Source organism: Streptomyces sp. NPDC047453, from assembly GCF_040643155.1.
GTDB lineage: Bacteria > Actinomycetota > Actinomycetes > Streptomycetales > Streptomycetaceae > Streptomyces.
In genome coordinates, this window is record NZ_JBEYTS010000004.1 from 78703 (window position 1) to 94225 (window position 15523).

General features: G+C 70.0%; 19 protein-coding genes. 7 read left to right on the forward strand and 12 right to left on the reverse strand.

Annotated elements, in window-relative coordinates; translation table 11 throughout:
• Positions 1–106 precede the first annotated feature (106 nt).
• Together dapA and ABZ818_RS05885 are read left to right on the forward strand one after the other, a co-directional pair.
• Positions 107–1012, forward strand: a complete 906-nt coding sequence (gene dapA, locus ABZ818_RS05880; protein WP_361411335.1) for a 4-hydroxy-tetrahydrodipicolinate synthase — start codon at positions 107–109, stop codon at positions 1010–1012.
• 346 nt (positions 1013–1358) lie between these two features.
• Positions 1359–1826, forward strand: coding sequence for an SAM-dependent methyltransferase (locus ABZ818_RS05885; protein WP_361411337.1), 468 nt, complete (start codon positions 1359–1361; stop codon positions 1824–1826).
• A 39-nt stretch (positions 1827–1865) separates the two neighbouring features.
• Here ABZ818_RS05885 and ABZ818_RS05890 read toward each other — a convergent pair whose 3' ends face one another.
• Positions 1866–2030, reverse strand: coding sequence for a hypothetical protein (locus tag ABZ818_RS05890; RefSeq protein ID WP_361411339.1), 165 nt, complete (start codon positions 2028–2030; stop codon positions 1866–1868).
• 316 nt (positions 2031–2346) lie between these two features.
• Between ABZ818_RS05890 and ABZ818_RS05895 the strand changes: the two genes are divergently transcribed.
• Entirely contained in the window at positions 2347–2961 is a 615-nt protein-coding gene (locus ABZ818_RS05895) for a DUF1326 domain-containing protein (RefSeq protein ID WP_361411341.1), read from the forward strand.
• Positions 2958–3785, forward strand: a complete 828-nt coding sequence (locus tag ABZ818_RS05900) for a DUF2182 domain-containing protein (protein WP_361411343.1) — start codon at positions 2958–2960, stop codon at positions 3783–3785. Before ABZ818_RS05895 ends, ABZ818_RS05900 begins: the two co-directional genes overlap by 4 nt.
• Positions 3786–3960: 175 nt before the next feature.
• On the opposite strand, the gene dapD is transcribed toward ABZ818_RS05900, so the two are convergent.
• From dapD to ABZ818_RS05955, 11 genes are all read right to left on the reverse strand, one after another.
• Positions 3961–4950, reverse strand: coding sequence for a 2,3,4,5-tetrahydropyridine-2,6-dicarboxylate N-succinyltransferase (gene dapD, locus ABZ818_RS05905; protein WP_361411345.1), 990 nt, complete (start codon positions 4948–4950; stop codon positions 3961–3963).
• 112 nt (positions 4951–5062) lie between these two features.
• Positions 5063–5614 (reverse strand): TetR family transcriptional regulator, encoded by a 552-nt coding sequence (locus ABZ818_RS05910; protein ID WP_361411347.1) that lies wholly within the window; start codon positions 5612–5614, stop codon positions 5063–5065.
• On the reverse strand, positions 5614–5934 hold the full coding sequence (locus ABZ818_RS05915) for a multidrug efflux SMR transporter (RefSeq protein ID WP_361411349.1): 321 nt from the start codon (positions 5932–5934) through the stop codon (positions 5614–5616). Before ABZ818_RS05915 ends, ABZ818_RS05910 begins: the two co-directional genes overlap by 1 nt.
• Before the next feature lie 214 nt (positions 5935–6148).
• Entirely contained in the window at positions 6149–6481 is a 333-nt protein-coding gene (locus tag ABZ818_RS05920) for a metal-sulfur cluster assembly factor (protein WP_100569477.1), read from the reverse strand.
• Positions 6478–6945, reverse strand: coding sequence for a Fe-S cluster assembly sulfur transfer protein SufU (gene sufU, locus ABZ818_RS05925; RefSeq protein WP_361411351.1), 468 nt, complete (start codon positions 6943–6945; stop codon positions 6478–6480). The genes ABZ818_RS05920 and sufU overlap by 4 nt, the downstream gene beginning before the upstream one ends.
• 16 nt (positions 6946–6961) lie before the next feature.
• Positions 6962–8218: a cysteine desulfurase gene (locus ABZ818_RS05930; RefSeq protein ID WP_361411353.1), complete on the reverse strand. Its 1257-nt coding sequence runs from the start codon at positions 8216–8218 to the stop codon at positions 6962–6964.
• A complete protein-coding gene (sufC, locus tag ABZ818_RS05935) occupies positions 8215–8979 on the reverse strand; it encodes a Fe-S cluster assembly ATPase SufC (protein ID WP_361411354.1) in 765 nt (254 codons plus the stop codon). Before sufC ends, ABZ818_RS05930 begins: the two co-directional genes overlap by 4 nt.
• Positions 8980–8986: 7 nt before the next feature.
• A complete protein-coding gene (locus ABZ818_RS05940; protein WP_141362056.1) occupies positions 8987–9310 on the reverse strand; it encodes a non-heme iron oxygenase ferredoxin subunit in 324 nt (107 codons plus the stop codon).
• The gene (gene sufD, locus ABZ818_RS05945) at positions 9307–10527 is read right to left on the reverse strand and encodes a Fe-S cluster assembly protein SufD (protein WP_361411356.1); all 1221 of its coding nucleotides are present in this window, start codon (positions 10525–10527) and stop codon (positions 9307–9309) included. The genes ABZ818_RS05940 and sufD overlap by 4 nt, the downstream gene beginning before the upstream one ends.
• Before the next feature lie 80 nt (positions 10528–10607).
• The gene (sufB, locus tag ABZ818_RS05950) at positions 10608–12029 is read right to left on the reverse strand and encodes a Fe-S cluster assembly protein SufB (RefSeq protein WP_361411358.1); all 1422 of its coding nucleotides are present in this window, start codon (positions 12027–12029) and stop codon (positions 10608–10610) included.
• On the reverse strand, positions 12026–12796 hold the full coding sequence (locus tag ABZ818_RS05955) for an ArsR family transcriptional regulator (RefSeq protein WP_361411360.1): 771 nt from the start codon (positions 12794–12796) through the stop codon (positions 12026–12028). Before ABZ818_RS05955 ends, sufB begins: the two co-directional genes overlap by 4 nt.
• Positions 12797–12957: 161 nt before the next feature.
• Here ABZ818_RS05955 and ABZ818_RS05960 point away from each other — a divergent pair, with 161 nt between their 5' ends.
• The 3 genes from ABZ818_RS05960 (at position 12958) to ABZ818_RS05970 (ending at position 15507) form a co-directional block, all read left to right on the forward strand.
• Positions 12958–13770: an AAC(3) family N-acetyltransferase gene (locus tag ABZ818_RS05960; RefSeq protein ID WP_361411362.1), complete on the forward strand. Its 813-nt coding sequence runs from the start codon at positions 12958–12960 to the stop codon at positions 13768–13770.
• Positions 13771–13801: 31 nt separating this feature from the next.
• On the forward strand, positions 13802–14725 hold the full coding sequence (locus tag ABZ818_RS05965; RefSeq protein WP_361411364.1) for an ABC transporter ATP-binding protein: 924 nt from the start codon (positions 13802–13804) through the stop codon (positions 14723–14725).
• A gap of 65 nt (positions 14726–14790) precedes the next feature.
• Positions 14791–15507, forward strand: coding sequence for an ABC transporter permease (locus tag ABZ818_RS05970; protein ID WP_361411657.1), 717 nt, complete (start codon positions 14791–14793; stop codon positions 15505–15507).
• Positions 15508–15523: the final 16 nt, after the last annotated feature.

Sequence of the window (15523 nt, forward strand, 5' to 3'; positions counted from 1 at the left end):
ATGACGGCCGAGTTGGACACAGGGCACCATCGCTCCAGCTCTGCTTACGGATATCCAGTAGAGGAATTAAGTGGAGCTTCACGGTTGCCCTGTCGACACTGCTTCCATGACGACGACCACAGCCACTCCCGCCCCTCCCTTCGGCCGCGCCCTGTGCGCCATGATCACGCCCTTCACCGACTCGGGCGCGCTCGACCTCGACGGCGCCCAGCGGCTCGCCGACCGGCTGGTGACCGAGGGCTGCGACGGCCTCGTGCTCAGCGGTACGACGGGCGAGTCGCCGACCACGACGGACGCCGAGAAGTCGGCGCTGGTCCGGGCCGTGCGCGAGGCGGTCGGGGAGCGCGCCTCGATCGTGGCGGGCGTGGGCACCGCCGACACCCGGCACACCGTCGAGCTGGCGCTGGCGGCCGAGAAGGCGGGCGCGGACGGGGTGCTGGTGGTGACGCCGTACTACAGCAGGCCGCCGCAGGACGCCGTGGAGGAGCACTTCCGTACGGTGGCGGACGCCTCCGGGATGCCGGTGGTGCTCTACGACATCCCCGGCCGCACCGGCACGCGCATCGAGCCGGACACCATGCTGCGGCTCGCCGCGCACCCCCGGATCGTGGCGGTCAAGGACTGCTCCTACGACTTCCTCGGCACCCAGAAGGTGCTGTCCGGCACCGAGTTGGCGTACTACGCGGGCTGCGAGGAACACATCCTCGCGCTGTACGCGGTGGGCGGCACCGGATACGTCAGCACGGTCGCGAACCTCGTCCCGCGCCAACTGCGCTCGATCCTCGACGCGTTCGACGCGGGCGACACCGCCCGGGCCGCCCGGCTCCAGCAACAGGCCATCGAACTGATCGAGTCGACGATGTCGGCCGGCTTGCCCGGCACGGTCACCGTCAAGGCCCTGCTGAACGACCTGGACCTGCCCGCGGGCCCGGTCCGCGCCCCCCTGCGCCCCGCCGACCGCAAGACGACCGACGGGCTGCGCTCGGCGTACGAACGACTGCGGGCGGCGTAATCACAGCTGGCGACCCGGCAGACAACGTTCGCCCCGTCGCGACGCCCGGCACGTTCCCCCGAGCTCTTCGAGCAGGGGAACCCCCACTCGCCGCACCGGCCGAAAGCCCAAGTACGCCCAGTACGAGGGCTTCCGGCCGGCACTCCCCCAAGCACGCATCGGATGCCGCTCCTTCACGGGCAAGCGTTGCCCGCCGGGGCACTGGCTCATGGCGATACTCGACGGCGTCGGCACCAACTGCCGCGCTGTGGCCGAGCCCGTCGTGGGCGCTCCGCGGCAACGACTGGTCCACGGCGGCGCCGATCGCCTCGATGCCGCAGGGGTGCGGCGGGGATAGCCTCTGGCCATGCCGAGCTTCGAGATCACACCGATAGGTACGGTCCGGAACAACCGGACGGACGTCCAGCACACGGACAACTGGGGTGCCGTCCGCAGCACGATCTCCATCGAAGAGCGCTTCGGCGAGGCCTGCCTCCAGGGCCTGGAGGGCTTCTCCCACGTGGAGGTCCTCTTCATCTTCGACCAGTTCCCGGAACACGACGACCACCGCGAGCCCCGCCCCTACCGCGGCCGCTCCGACCTCCCGCCCGTTGGCGTCTTCGCCGGCCGCGGCCCCCGCAGACCGAACCGCATCGGGGTGACGCCCTGCGCCATCGAATCCGTCCACGGCCGCGAACTGACGGTGGTGGGCCTCGACGCGGTCTCGGGCACCCCCGTCATCGACCTGAAGCCGACGATGGAGGAGTTCCGCCCGGTGAACGTCAAGCAGCCGGAATGGGTCAGCCGCCTGATGTCGGAGTACTTCCAGCCGTAGGACGTGGGACAGATGATCGCTGCCGGCACAGCGCGGTCATCACACCGCCGCCGACCGCCGCCTTGTACCCGCACCGGCGGCTCCGGCGCCGCGTCGTTCGTCGTCGTTCAGCGCCTTGCCGATCTCCAGCAGACGACCCTCGGGCAGAGCGAAGAGCAGTTCCGGCCAGGCCGTGCCAGGCCCCATGGAGTGGCCGTCGTCCACGTCGAGGGTCTCCGCCGCGGACCAGGGCGCACCCCTCGGTCTCCGTAGGCCGTGGAGGCAGGAGTGACGGTCGTGGTGTGCTGGTGCGAGTGCGGGACTAGCCTGGGAGGTACTCGGGCGGCCGTTCGGGCCGAGGAGCTTTCCTGGTGCCGATCTTGTGGCCAAGCGGGCGCGTGGCACGCGTTCAGGGTCTCCGTTTTTCCGCATGAGGTCGAGGCGCCGCTCAAAGTCGGCACCCTCATCAGGCCTTTCGCCCTCTTGGCTGGGCGCCCCTTCGCATCGCCGACAGGCGTGTGTCCCAGGCAGGAGTACAGAGATGGCTTGGAATGTGAACGGTACATACCTCGAGAGCTGCAACTGCGACACCGTGTGTCCGTGCACCACCTCAGGCATGACCGCACCCGCCGACAACGAGCGCTGCCAGGTGACTCTCGCGTTCCACGTCGCACGGGGTGAGGTCGACGGTGTGGACGTGTCGGACCACAGCGTCGTGGTCTTCGCCGACACGCCCCGCGTGATGGCCGACGGCGGCTGGCAGGTCGTGCTGTACGTCGACGCTTCGGCCGACGACAGCCAGGCCGACGCGCTGGGCAAGGTCTTCTCCGGGCAGGTGGGCGGACCGATGGCGGCGCTCGTCCCCCTCATCGGCGAGGTCCTCGGCGTCGAACGCGTTTCCATCGACTTCCACGACGACGGTCGCCGCCACACGGTGCGGGTGGCGGACGCCATCGACATCGAGATCGAGGACCAGGTGGCCCCGCAGTTCGGCGAGGACGGTCCAATGATGGGGCTGACCGGCATGTTCCACCCGGCGAACAGCACGTTGACGATCGCCCGATCGACGCGGGCCATCGGCAATGGCGTACACGGCCGCTCATGGGACTTCACCGGCCGCAACGCACACTCGGCACCCTTCTCATGGTCGGCGTGACCAGGACAACGATCACGGTCCGGCACAGTGCGCGCTACTCCGGGCCGGTGCTGCTCACGGCGGCCGCGGCCTGGGCGTGGGTGGCACTGCGCTGGGGGGACATGGGGTGGTCCCGGACCATGGCCGGGGATCTGCCCGCCTTCACGGGCATGTGGATGATCATGATGGCCGCGATGATGCTGCCGGCCACGGCACCCGTCGCCTCGTTGTACGCGCGGACGGTCCCCGTTCACCGGACGCCACGCATGATCGCGTTCACCGCCGGCTACGTGCTGGTCTGGGCCGCCGCCGGGCTGCCGGCATACGCCCTGGCCGTGGGCGCGACGCACGTCGCAACCACACATCCCGCGACCGGGACGGCGGCGGCCGCCGCCGTTTTCGCCGTCAACGGTGTCTACCAGCTCACCGCCCTCAAGGATTTCTGCCTCACCAAGTGCCGCTCACCGATCGGCCTGTTGCTGCGCTACGCGTCGTACCGCGGCCCCTCACGCCACCTACGTGCCGGAGCGCATCACGGCGCGTTCTGCCTGGGATGCTGCTGGTCCTTGATGCTGCTGCTCACGGCGTTCGGTGTGATGAATCTCTGGGCCATGGTGGGCCTGGCCGCCATCGTCACCGCGGAGAAACGCTTGCCGCGGGGTCGCCTTGTCGCCCGGGTCGTCGGCCTCACCTCGCTCGCGCTCGCGATCGCCGTCTTCTGGGTGCCTCTGCTGGCCCCCAACCTCACAGCCAGCGGCATGACAGAGATGGGCCTCCGTCACCTGTGGTGGCAGGTGACGCCCGTGAGCGGTCCTCCATTCCGCCACTTGTCCGTGAGCTGGTAGCGGCCCGGTCCCTGGCGGGCGGTCAGGACGAACTCACGCATGAGCGCCCTCCCGGGCCGTCCTGGGGCCGTGGAAGGGCGCTCAACGGTGACCAACGCCGACAGCTGCCGACAGCTCAGAGCAGCAGGTCAGAGCATTGATGCCGTACGCGGCCGCACGTCACGGCCGCCGTTGCTCAGTTGTGGCTGTGCAGGATCTCGTTCAGGCCGCCCCAGACCGCGTTGTTCGGGCGGGCCTCGACGGCGCCGGTGACCGAGTTGCGGCGGAAGAGGATGTTGGAGGCGCCGGACAGTTCGCGTGCCTTGACGATCTGGCCGTCGGGCATCGTCACACGGGTGCCGGCGGTGACGTACAGACCGGCCTCGACCACGCACTCGTCGCCGAGCGCGATGCCCACGCCCGCCTCGGCGCCGACCAGGCAGCGCTCGCCGATGGCGATGATCACGTTGCCGCCGCCGGAGAGCGTGCCCATGGTGGAGGCGCCGCCGCCGATGTCGGAGCCGTCGCCGACCACGACGCCCGCGGAGATGCGGCCCTCGACCATGGAGGTGCCGAGGGTGCCCGCGTTGAAGTTCACGAAGCCCTCGTGCATCACGGTGGTGCCCTCGGCGAGGTGCGCGCCGAGCCGCACCCGGTCGGCGTCGGCGATGCGGACGCCCTTCGGGACGACGTAGTCGGTCATGCGCGGGAACTTGTCGATCGAGGTCACCTGGAGGTGCAGGCCCTCGGCGCGGGCGTTGAGCCGCACCTTCTCGATGTCGTCGACGGCGACCGGGCCGAGCGAGGTCCAGGCGACGTTGGCGAGGTGACCGAAGATGCCGTCCAGGCTCTGGCCGTGCGGCTTGACCAGCCGGTGCGAGAGCAGGTGCAGGCGCAGGTAGACGTCGTGCGCGTCGATCGGCTTCTCGTCGAGCGAGGCGATGACCGTGCGGACCGCGACCACCTCGACGCCCCGGCGCGCGTCCGGCCCGATCGCCGCGGTGGCGCCGTCGCCGAGCAGCTCCGCGGCCCGCTCGGCGGACAGCCGCTCGCTGCCGGCCGGGCCGGGCTGGTCCGTCAGCTCGGGGGCGGGGAACCAGGTGTCGAGAACGGTGCCGTCGGCGGCGATCGTGGCGAGTCCGGCGGCCACGGCGCCGGTGGTGCGGGGAGCAGTCGTGTCGGTCATAGAAGGAAACCTAACGTGAGGCGGCGCGCACCGGCGAACCGGTGCCATGGGCGTCTCATGTGCCGGTCAGGGGCCCGCGCGGGAGACGGCGCGGTGGTGCGCCGCCTCCCGCTCAGGTGTCCGCGGACGGCGGGATCATCCGCGTCAGCATCTCGCGCGCGTAGCTCTCGTCGTACGGGGTTCCGGTCAGCAGCACCTGGAGGCAGATGCCGTCCACCAGGGCCACCAGGGCGCGGGCGGTGGTCGGGTCGGTGCGGCGGGAGAGCAGGGTCGCGACGTCCTCGGCCCACTCGGCGGCGACGGGGCGGAGCGCCGACCGGCGCAGGGCGGCGAGGTACAGCTCGTACTCCAGCTCGACCCCGGTGCGGTCACCGGACAGCCACTCCCCCATCCAGCCCGCGAGCGCCTCCGCGAGGTCGGTGCGCGGGTCGTCCAGACCTCCGCGCGCGGCGATCACCTTGGCGAAGCCGTCGCTGGCCTGCCCGAGGGCCGCGACCATCAGCTCGTCCAGCGTCCGGAAGTGGTACGTGGTGGAGCCCAGCGGTACGTCCGCCTCCGCGGCCACCGTGCGGTGGGTCAGCCCGGCGAGGCCCTTGGCGCCCACCACGCGGAGTGCCGCGTCGATGATCCGCTGCCGCCGCTCGGGGTCGTGCCGCCGGGTCATCAGTGGGCCCCGCCCAGGCTGAGGACGACCACTCCGCCGATGATCAGGACGATCCCGGCGACCTTGGCGAGGCTCATCCCCTCCCCGAACAGCACCAGGCCGAGCGCGGCGACGGCCGCGGTGCCGATGCCGGACCAGATCGCGTAGGCCGTGCCGATGGCCACGGTCCGCAGGGTCTGGGCGAGCAGCACGAAGGAGAGGACGTACCCGACGACGGTCACCAGCGAGGGCCCGAACCTGCTGAAGCCCTCGCTGTACTTCATGGCCGTCGTGGCCGCGACTTCCGCGGCGATGGCACCGACGAGCATCACGTATCCCATGAGGGCGAGCGTATCCGCCGATGTGTACGGCCGTACACATCGGGGTCTTCGATCACCACTGACAATGCTGCGGCGAGTGACGGCACAGACCTGGAGGAGCGCCGCGAGTGAGGGCCGACGACACGCCGAAGAGGACCGACCCGCCCCGCGAGCGAATGCCGAAACGGCGAGGTCCTCCGGGGGACCTCGCCGTTTCGTCGTTCGCTCGTGGATCTCAGACGTTGAAGCCGAGCGCCCGCAGCTGCTCGCGGCCGTCGTCCGTGATCTTGTCGGGGCCCCACGGCGGCATCCAGACCCAGTTGATGCGCAGCTCGTTGACGAGGCCGTCCGTGGCGGACTTGGCCTGGTCCTCGATGACGTCGGTGAGCGGGCAGGCCGCGGACGTCAGGGTCATGTCGATGGTCGCGATGTTCGACTCGTCGACGTGGATGCCGTAGATCAGGCCGAGGTTGACGACATCGATGCCCAGCTCGGGGTCGACGACGTCCATCAGGGCCTCACGGAGCTCCTCCTCCGAGGCCGGCTTCATCTCCACGGTCTCGCTCATGCGGTCTTCCTTTCGGCGTCGGCGCCGCCCAGCGCCTGGGCCGTCGCGTCCTTCCAGGCCATCCAGCTCAACAGGGCGCACTTCACGCGGGCCGGGTACTTGGACACCCCGGCGAACGCCACCGCGTCCTCCAGGACGTCCCCCATCGCGTCGTCGGGCTCGATCCGGCCCTTGGACTGCATCAGCTCCAGGAAGGTCTCCTGGATCTTCTGCGCCTCGGCCAGCTCCCTGCCGACGAGCAGTTCGTTCAGTACGGAGGCCGAGGCCTGGCTGATCGAGCAGCCCTGGCCCTCGTACGAGACATCCTTGATCGTCGTGCCGTCGTACTTCACTCGGAGGGTGATCTCGTCGCCGCACGTCGGGTTCACATGGTGCACCTCGGCGTCGCCATCCCTCAGACCACGCCCGTGCGGGTGCTTGTAGTGGTCCAGGATGACTTCCTGGTACATCGAGTCCAACTTCATGCGATCGCTCGTCCCGTCAGCCGAAGAAGTTCCGTACGTGCTCCAGGCCGTCGACCAGAGCGTCGATCTCGGCCGGCGTGGAGTACAGATAGAACGACGCTCGCGTGGTCGCAGGAATTCCGTACCGCAGGCACACCGGCCGCGCGCAGTGGTGGCCCACGCGCACCGCGATGCCCTGCTCGTCGAGGACCTGGCCCACGTCGTGCGGGTGGATGTCACCGAGCGTGAAGGAGATCGCCGCGCCCCGGTCCTCGGCCGTGGTCGGTCCGATGATCCTCAGGTCGGGGACCTCCGCCAGCCGCCGCACCGCGTACTCGGTGAGCGCGTGCTCGTGGGCGAGGACCTTGTCCATCCCGATCGAGTTCAGGTAGTCGACCGCCGCGCCCAGACCGACCGCCTGCGCGATCGGCGGCGTGCCCGCCTCGAACTTGTGCGGGGCGGGGGCGTACGTCGACGAGTGCATCGACACCGTCTCGATCATCTCGCCGCCGCCGAGGAACGGAGGCAGGTCCTCCAGCAGCTCCTGGCGGCCCCAGAGCACGCCGATGCCGGTCGGGCCGCACATCTTGTGGCCGGTGAAGGCCACGAAGTCGGCCTGGAGGGCCTGTACGTCCAGCGGCATGTGCGGCGCGGCCTGCGAGGCGTCGATGCACACCAGCGCGCCGACCTCCTGCGCGCGGCGGACTATCGCCTCGACCGGGTTCACGGTGCCGAGGATGTTGGACACCAGCACGAAGGAGACGATCTTCGTCTTCTCGGTGATGACCTCGTCGATGTTGGACAGGTCGAGGCGGCCGTCGTCGGTGAGGCCGAACCACTTCAGCTTCGCGCCCGTGCGCTGCGCCAGCAGCTGCCAGGGAACGATGTTGGAGTGGTGCTCCATCTCCGTGATGACGATCTCGGTCTCGTGATCCACCCGGTAGGGCTCGTCGGCCCAGCCGAGCATGTTCGCCACGAGGTTGAGCGACTCGGAGGCGTTCTTGGTGAAGATCACCTCGTCGCGGCTCGGTGCGTTGATGAACGCGGCGACCTTGTCGCGCGCGCCCTCGTACAGCGCCGTGGCCTCCTCGGCGAGCACATGCACACCGCGGTGGACGTTGGCGTTGTAGCGCTCGTAGTACTCGCTCAGGGCGTCCAGCACCTGGCGCGGTTTCTGCGAAGTCGCCGCGTTGTCCAGGTACACGAGCTTCCTGCCGTCGTGGACCAGCCGGTCCAGGACGGGGAAGTCCTTGCGGATCGCCTCTGTGTCGAGGAGGCCCGGCAGCTGTGTCACGCGGATGCGCCACCCTTCACGTATGCCTCGTAGCCCTCGTTCTCCAGCTTGTCCGCGAGCGCGGCGCCGCCGGACTCGACGATCCGGCCGCCGGCGAACACGTGGACGTGGTCGGGCTTGATGTAGCGCAGGATGCGCGTGTAGTGGGTGATGAGCAGGGTGCCGACCTGGCCGCTCTCGCGGACCCTGTTCACGCCCTCCGACACGATACGCAGGGCGTCGACGTCGAGGCCGGAGTCGGTCTCGTCGAGGACCGCGATCTTCGGCTTGAGCAGCTCGAGCTGGAGGATCTCGTGCCGCTTCTTCTCACCGCCGGAGAAGCCCTCGTTCACGTTGCGCTCGGCGAAGGCCGGGTCCATGGAGAGCCGCTGCATGGCCTCCTTGACCTCCTTCACCCAGGTGCGCAGCTTCGGCGCCTCGCCGCGGATGGCGGTGGCGGAGGAGCGGAGGAAGTTGGAGACCGAGACGCCGGGGACCTCGACCGGGTACTGCATCGCCAGGAACAGGCCCGCGCGGGCGCGCTCGTCGACGGACATCTCCAGGACGTCCTCACCGTCGAGAGTGACGGAGCCGCCGGACACGGTGTACTTGGGGTGGCCCGCGAGGGCGTAGGCGAGGGTCGACTTGCCCGAGCCGTTGGGGCCCATGATGGCGTGCGTCTCGCCCTGCTTCACGGTGAGGTCGACGCCCTTGAGGATCTCCTTCGTGGCGTTGTCGGCCTCGACGGTGACGTGCAGGTCTCGGATTTCAAGCGTTGCCATGGGTGCCTCAGGACTCCTGGGTGAGGGAGACGAGCACGTCGTCCCCTTCGATCTTTACGGGGTATACGGGGACAGGGCGCGTCGCGGGAAGGCCGGACGGCTTGCCGGTGCGGAGGTCGAAGCTGGAGCCGTGCAGCCAGCATTCGATCTGGCAGTCCTCCACCTCGCCCTCGGAGAGCGAGACGTTCGCGTGCGAGCAGATGTCGTAGATGGCGAACACCTCCCCCTCGGTCTTCACGACCGAGACCGGCGTGCCGTCGAGTTCCACCCGCTTCGGGGTGTCCTCCTCCAGCTCGCTCAGCCCACAGACGCGTACGAATGCGCCGCTCATGCGACCGCCGCCTCGAGTTCCTCCTCGATCTTGGCGATGAGGCGCTCCTCGATGTCCGTGACACCGATCTGCTGGACCAGTTCGGCGAAGAAGCCGCGGACCACCAGACGGCGGGCCTCCTGCTCCGGAATGCCGCGGGCCATCAGGTAGAAGAGCTGCTCGTCGTCGAAGCGGCCGGTCGCGGAGGCGTGGCCGGCGCCGACGATCTCGCCGGTCTCGATCTCCAGGTTCGGCACGGAGTCGACCCGGGCGCCGTCGGTCAGCACCAGGTTGCGGTTCATCTCGTAGGTGTCCGTGCCCTCGGCCTTGGCCTCGATCAGCACGTCGCCGATCCACACCGCGTGCGCGTCGTCGCCCTGGAGGGCGCCCTTGTAGGCGACGTTCGACTTGCAGTGCGGGGTGTTGTGGGTGACCAGCAGGCGGTGCTCCTGGTGCTGGCCGGCGTCGGTGAAGTACAGGCCGTACAGCTCGGCCTCGCCGCCGGGACCGGCGTAGGTCACGCGCGGGTTCAGGCGGACCACGTCGCCACCGAAGGTGACGACGACCGACTTGAAGGAGGCGTCCCGGCCGATCAGCGTGTTGTGCTGGGCGACGTGCACGGCCTTGTCGTCCCAGTCCTGGATCGAGACGACGGTCAGCTTGGCGCCGTCGCCGAGCAGGTAGTCGACGTTGGCGGCGAGCACCGCGTCACCGGTGTGGTCGATGACGACGACGGCCTCGGCGAAGGCCCCGAGCTCGATGACCTGGTGGCCGTAGGCGACCCCGCCCTCGCCGTGCACCGCGATGCGGATCGGCTCGGTCAGGACGGCCTCCTTGGGGACGCTCACGACCGAGGCCTTCTCGAAGGCGGAGTAGGCCTGGGCGGCGACGCGGTCCACCGGGGTGCCGGCCTTGCCGAGCCGCGCGTCGTCGCGGCCGACGGTCTCGACGGTGACGCCGTCGGGGGCTTGGACGTCCACCTTGACGCCCTCGCCGGTGGCGGTCGCGGTGCCGTCGTGCAGACCGCGCAGCCGCTCCAGCGGGGTGAAGCGCCACTCCTCCTCGCGGCCGTGCGGGACCGGGAAGTCCGCCACGTCGAACGAGGGCGGCGCGCTCATGCGCGTGGCGACGGTCGACTCGGCGGCGACCGCGATCTGGCCGGCGGTCGTCGAACCGACCGATGGGGGTCCCCCCGCCCGAGCGGATCCGAGGGTGGGGGAGTTCTGGGCCTCAGCCATGGCTGTCGTATTGCTCGCTTTCTTGCGTATGGGCTTGACGGCGGACTACGGGCCGGCGGTTCGCCGGCCCGGGTCGGTGCTTAACCGACCGCGCCCTCCATCTGCAGCTCGATCAGCCGGTTGAGCTCCAGCGCGTACTCCATGGGCAGTTCCTTGGCGATCGGCTCGACGAAGCCGCGCACGATCATCGCCATCGCCTCGAACTCGGAGAGGCCACGGCTCATCAGGTAGAAGAGCTGGTCCTCGGAGACCTTGGAGACGGTCGCCTCGTGGCCCATGGACACGTCGTCCTCGCGGACGTCCACGTAGGGGTACGTGTCGGAGCGGGAGATGGTGTCCACGAGCAGCGCGTCGCAGAGCACGTTGGACTTGGAGCCCGCGGCGCCCTCGCCGATCTCGACCAGGCCGCGGTACGAGGTACGGCCGCCGCCGCGCGCCACCGACTTGGAGACGATGTTGGACGAGGTGTTCGGCGCCATGTGGACCATCTTGGAACCGGCGTCCTGGTGCTGGCCCTCGCCCGCGAAGGCGATCGACAGGGTCTCGCCCTTGGCGTGCTCGCCCATCAGGTAGACGGCCGGGTACTTCATCGTCACCTTGGAGCCGATGTTGCCGTCGATCCACTCCATGGTCGCGCCCTCGTAGGCCACGGCGCGCTTGGTGACCAGGTTGTAGACGTTGTTCGACCAGTTCTGGATGGTCGTGTAACGGCAGCGGGCGTTCTTCTTGACGATGATCTCGACGACCGCGCTGTGCAGGGAGTCGCTCTTGTAGATCGGGGCGGTGCAGCCCTCGACGTAGTGCACGTAGGCACCCTCGTCGACGATGATCAGGGTCCGCTCGAACTGGCCCATGTTCTCCGTGTTGATGCGGAAGTAGGCCTGGAGCGGGATCTCCACGTGGACACCCGGCGGAACGTAGATGAAGGAGCCGCCGGACCACACGGCGGTGTTCAGCGAGGCGAACTTGTTGTCACCGACGGGGATGACGGTCCCGAAGTACTCCTTGAAGAGCTCCGGGTGCTCCTTCAGGGCGGTGTCCGTGTCGAGGAAGATGACGCCCTGCTCCTCCAGGTCCTCGCGGATCTGGTGGTAGACGACCTCCGACTCGTACTGGGCCGCGACACCGGCGACGAGGCGCTGCTTCTCCGCCTCGGGGATGCCGAGCTTGTCGTACGTGTTCTTGATGTCCTCGGGCAGGTCCTCCCAGGACTCCGCCTGCTTCTCCGTGGAGCGCACGAAGTACTTGATGTTGTCGAAGTCGATCCCCGACAGGTCCGAGCCCCAGTTCGGCATGGGCTTCTTCTCGAAGAGCCGCAGGCCCTTCAAGCGCAGCTTGGTCATCCACTCCGGCTCGGACTTCTTCGCCGAGATGTCGCGGACGACCTCCTCGTTCAGACCGCGCCTGGCAGAGGCGCCGGCCGTGTCGGAGTCGGCCCAGCCGTATTCGTACTTGCCCAGGCCCTCGAGTTCGGGGTGGGCAGTCTCCGTGGGGAGAGTCATGCGGGGTTCCTCCCGGCCGTGCTTGCGGATGCGTTGTGGCTTTGGTGATCGGTCTGGGAAATCTTGGGGATGAACGTCGTGCAGACGCCGTCGCCGTGCGCGATGGTCGCCAGCCGCTGGACGTGAGTACCCAGCAGCTCGGCGAAGATCTCCGTCTCCGCCTCGCACAGCTGCGGGAACTGCTCCGCGACGTGGGCGACCGGGCAGTGGTGCTGGCAGAGCTGCTCACCCCGCTGCGGGAGGGGCGCGTTGCGCGCCGTAGCAGCGTACCCGTCCACGCTCAGGGCCTTGGCCAGCGCTTCGGTGCGCTGATCGGGGGTGACGGCCTCGATCGCCTTGCGGTACGCGCCCGCCTGTGCGGCGATCCGGGCCCGGGCGAAGGCGGCGACCGCCTCCGGCCCGCCCTCCCGCTCGGCGATCCAGCGGAGCGCGTCCGCGGCGAGCTTGTCGTACGACTGGTCGAAGGCGTCCCGCCCGCAGTCGGTGAGCGCGAAGACCTTGGCGGGCCGGCCGCGCGTCCGCGCGCCGTACACCCGCTGCTCCCGCGCCGCCACCACGTCTTCGGCGACCAGCGCGTCCAGGTGGCGGCGTACGGCCGCCTGGGTGAGCCCCAGCCGGCCGGCCAGCTCGGCGACGGTCGACGGGCCGTGGTCCAGGATGGACCGCACGACCCGGTTGCGCGTGGAACGATCCGAGCGCACCCCGGCCGCGAACTCCTCCTGCGGAGCCCCTGTGAGGGTCTCCCGAGCCTCGCCGACGTTTTTCACAACGCCATTGTTGCGTAATTCCTCGAGACCTGACAAGCGGCCCTGGTCCGCCCGGGCGGTGCCCTGCATCACTTAGGCAAACCTAATCCCACCTGCGGAAACGATCTCCGATCGATCAAACGGGTGGCACCCGCCGGCGGGATGCGCCAGACTGCCCGGCCATGCCCACACCCCCGCCGGCCGGCCCGCTCGTCACCCGGGACACGATCGCCGAAGAGCTGCGTGACCTCGGCGTACGCCCCGGCGAGACCCTCCTCGTCCACTCCTCCCTCAGATCGCTCGGCTGGGTCTGCGGCGGCCCGGTCGCGGTCGTCCGGGCGCTGCTCGACGCGCTCGGTCCCGACGGCACGCTCGTGGTCCCCACCCACTCCGGCGACCTCTCCGACCCGGCGTGGTGGAGCAGACCGCCGGTGCCAGAGGAGTGGTGGGACACCATCCGGGCCACGATGCCCGCCTACGACCCCCGCATCACCCCCGCCTTCGGGGTCGGAGTGATCCCGGAGACCGTGCGCACCTGGCCGGGCGCTCTGCGCAGCGTGCACCCGCAGACCTCGTTCGCGGCGATCGGCCCCCGCGCCGCCGGGATCGTCGACGGGCACGCCACCGACTGCCGGCTGGGCGAGCGCAGCCCGCTCGCCCGGCTGGAGGCGCTCGGTGCCCGGGTGCTGCTGCTGGGCGCCGGATACGACTCCTGCACCTGCTTCCACCTGGCCGAGTACCGGATCCCCGCGCCACTCGTCCAGGTGGGCCGGCCGGGGCCGCACGGCTGGGAGGTCGTCACCGACGTGTCCATCACCTCCGAGCGGTTCGACGAGCTCGGACACGACTTCGAACGCGACCGGCCGGTGGTCCGCGGGACGGTGGGCGCCGCCCGGTCGCGGCTGTTCCCCGTGGCGGACGCGGTGGCGTACGCGGAGCGGTGGCTCGCGGTGCACCGGCCCCGGGTGGACGACTTCCCGCACCCGGCCGCCTGAGCCGTCCGGCGCGTACCTAGACTTTGGCCTCATGCGAAGTGAGCCCGTGGTCCAGGTCCAGGCCTTGGTGAAGCGGTATGGCGCGAAGACCGCGGTGGACGGCCTCGACCTGGTGGCCCGGGCGGGTGTGACCGCCGTGCTCGGTCCCAACGGGGCGGGCAAGACGACGACGGTCGAGACCTGCGAGGGGTACCGGCGGCCGGATTCCGGCACGGTACGCGTCCTGGGCCTCGACCCCGTGAGACAGTCCGCGCAGCTCAGACCCCGTATCGGCGTGATGCTCCAGTCCGGTGGCGTGTACTCCGGCGCCCGGGCCGACGAGATGCTGCGCCACGTCGCCAAGCTGCACGCCCACCCGCTGGACGTCGACGTCCTCATAGAACGGCTCGGGCTCGGCGGCTGCGGGCGGACCTCCTACCGCCGGCTGTCCGGCGGCCAGCAGCAGCGGCTCGCGCTCGCCATGGCCGTCGTCGGCCGGCCCGAACTGGTCTTCCTCGACGAGCCGACCGCCGGACTCGACCCGCAGGCCCGCCGGGCCACCTGGGACCTGGTGCGCGACCTGCGCGCCGACGGCGTCTCCGTGATCCTCACCACGCACTACATGGAGGAGGCCGAGCGGCTCTCCGACGACGTCGCGATCATCGACGCCGGCCGGGTCATCGCCCAGGGCTCCCCGGAGGAGCTGTGCCGCGGCGGCGCCGAGAACACCCTGCGCTTCACCGGCCGCCCGGGACTCGACGTCGCCTCCCTCCTCAAGGCACTGCCCGCCGACTCCTCGGCCGCCGAGCTGACCCCGGGCTCCTACCGCGTCGTCGGCAAGGTCGACCCGCAACTGCTCGCCACCGTGACGTCCTGGTGCGCTCAGCACGGCGTGATGCCGGACCGCATCTCCGTGGAGCGGCACACCCTGGAAGACGTCTTCTTGGAGCTGACCGGCAAGGAGCTTCGTTCGTGACCACCGCCACCGCCACCGCCACCGGTACCTACGCCCCGAAGCCCGGCGCGGCCCCGCTGACCCGCATGATCGCGGCGCAGGCGGCGCTGGAGACGAAGATGCTGCTGCGCAACGGGGAGCAACTGCTGCTCACCGTCGTCATCCCCACGCTGCTGCTGGTGCTGTTCAGCTCCGTGGACATCGTCGACACCGGCGCGGGCAGGGCCGTGGACTTCCTCACCCCCGGTGTCCTCGCGCTCGCCGTGATGTCAACCGCGTTCACCGGGCAGGCCATCGCGACCGGCTTCGAGCGGCGCTACGGCGTGCTGAAGCGGCTGGCCGCCTCGCCGCTGCCGCGCTGGGGGCTGATGACCGCCAAGACGGTGTCGGTGCTGGTCACCGAGGTGCTTCAGGTCGTGCTGCTGACCGTGATCGCGTTCGCGCTCGGCTGGTCGCCGCACGGCAACCCGTTCGCCGTGCTCCTGCTGATGGTCCTCGGCACGGCCGCCTTCTCCGGGCTGGGCCTGCTGATGGCGGGGACCCTGAAGGCGGAGGCCACGCTGGCCGCCGCCAACCTGGTCTTCCTGCTGCTGCTGGTCGGCGGCGGGGTGGTCGTCCCGCTGGACAAGTTCCCGCCCGCCGCCCAGGACGTGCTCGGCCTGCTGCCCATCTCGGCGCTCTCCGGCGGACTGCGGGACGTGCTCCAGCACGGTGCCGGGATGCCGTGGGGCAACCTGGCGGTCCTCGCCGTCTGGGCGGTGGCGGGGCTCGCGGCCGCCGGGAAGTTCTTCCGCTGGGAGTAGAGCGCGATGGACCCTC

Bases quoted from the DNA above. Each gene is read 5' to 3' on its own strand.
- dapA (WP_361411335.1), top strand. From the start codon at position 107: ATGACGACGACCACAGCCACTCCCGCCCCTCCCTTCGGCCGCGCCCTG.
- ABZ818_RS05885 (WP_361411337.1), top strand. From the start codon at position 1,359: ATGCCGAGCTTCGAGATCACACCGATAGGTACGGTCCGGAACAACCGG.
- ABZ818_RS05895 (WP_361411341.1), top strand. From the start codon at position 2,347: ATGGCTTGGAATGTGAACGGTACATACCTCGAGAGCTGCAACTGCGAC.
- dapD (WP_361411345.1), bottom strand. From the start codon at position 4,950: ATGACCGACACGACTGCTCCCCGCACCACCGGCGCCGTGGCCGCCGGA.
- ABZ818_RS05910 (WP_361411347.1), bottom strand. From the start codon at position 5,614: ATGACCCGGCGGCACGACCCCGAGCGGCGGCAGCGGATCATCGACGCG.
- ABZ818_RS05915 (WP_361411349.1), bottom strand. From the start codon at position 5,934: ATGGGATACGTGATGCTCGTCGGTGCCATCGCCGCGGAAGTCGCGGCC.
- ABZ818_RS05920 (WP_100569477.1), bottom strand. From the start codon at position 6,481: ATGAGCGAGACCGTGGAGATGAAGCCGGCCTCGGAGGAGGAGCTCCGT.
- sufU (WP_361411351.1), bottom strand. From the start codon at position 6,945: ATGAAGTTGGACTCGATGTACCAGGAAGTCATCCTGGACCACTACAAG.
- sufC (WP_361411354.1), bottom strand. From the start codon at position 8,979: ATGGCAACGCTTGAAATCCGAGACCTGCACGTCACCGTCGAGGCCGAC.
- ABZ818_RS05940 (WP_141362056.1), bottom strand. From the start codon at position 9,310: ATGAGCGGCGCATTCGTACGCGTCTGTGGGCTGAGCGAGCTGGAGGAG.
- sufD (WP_361411356.1), bottom strand. From the start codon at position 10,527: ATGGCTGAGGCCCAGAACTCCCCCACCCTCGGATCCGCTCGGGCGGGG.
- sufB (WP_361411358.1), bottom strand. From the start codon at position 12,029: ATGACTCTCCCCACGGAGACTGCCCACCCCGAACTCGAGGGCCTGGGC.
- ABZ818_RS05960 (WP_361411362.1), top strand. From the start codon at position 12,958: ATGCCCACACCCCCGCCGGCCGGCCCGCTCGTCACCCGGGACACGATC.
- ABZ818_RS05965 (WP_361411364.1), top strand. From the start codon at position 13,802: ATGCGAAGTGAGCCCGTGGTCCAGGTCCAGGCCTTGGTGAAGCGGTAT.
- ABZ818_RS05970 (WP_361411657.1), top strand. From the start codon at position 14,791: ATGATCGCGGCGCAGGCGGCGCTGGAGACGAAGATGCTGCTGCGCAAC.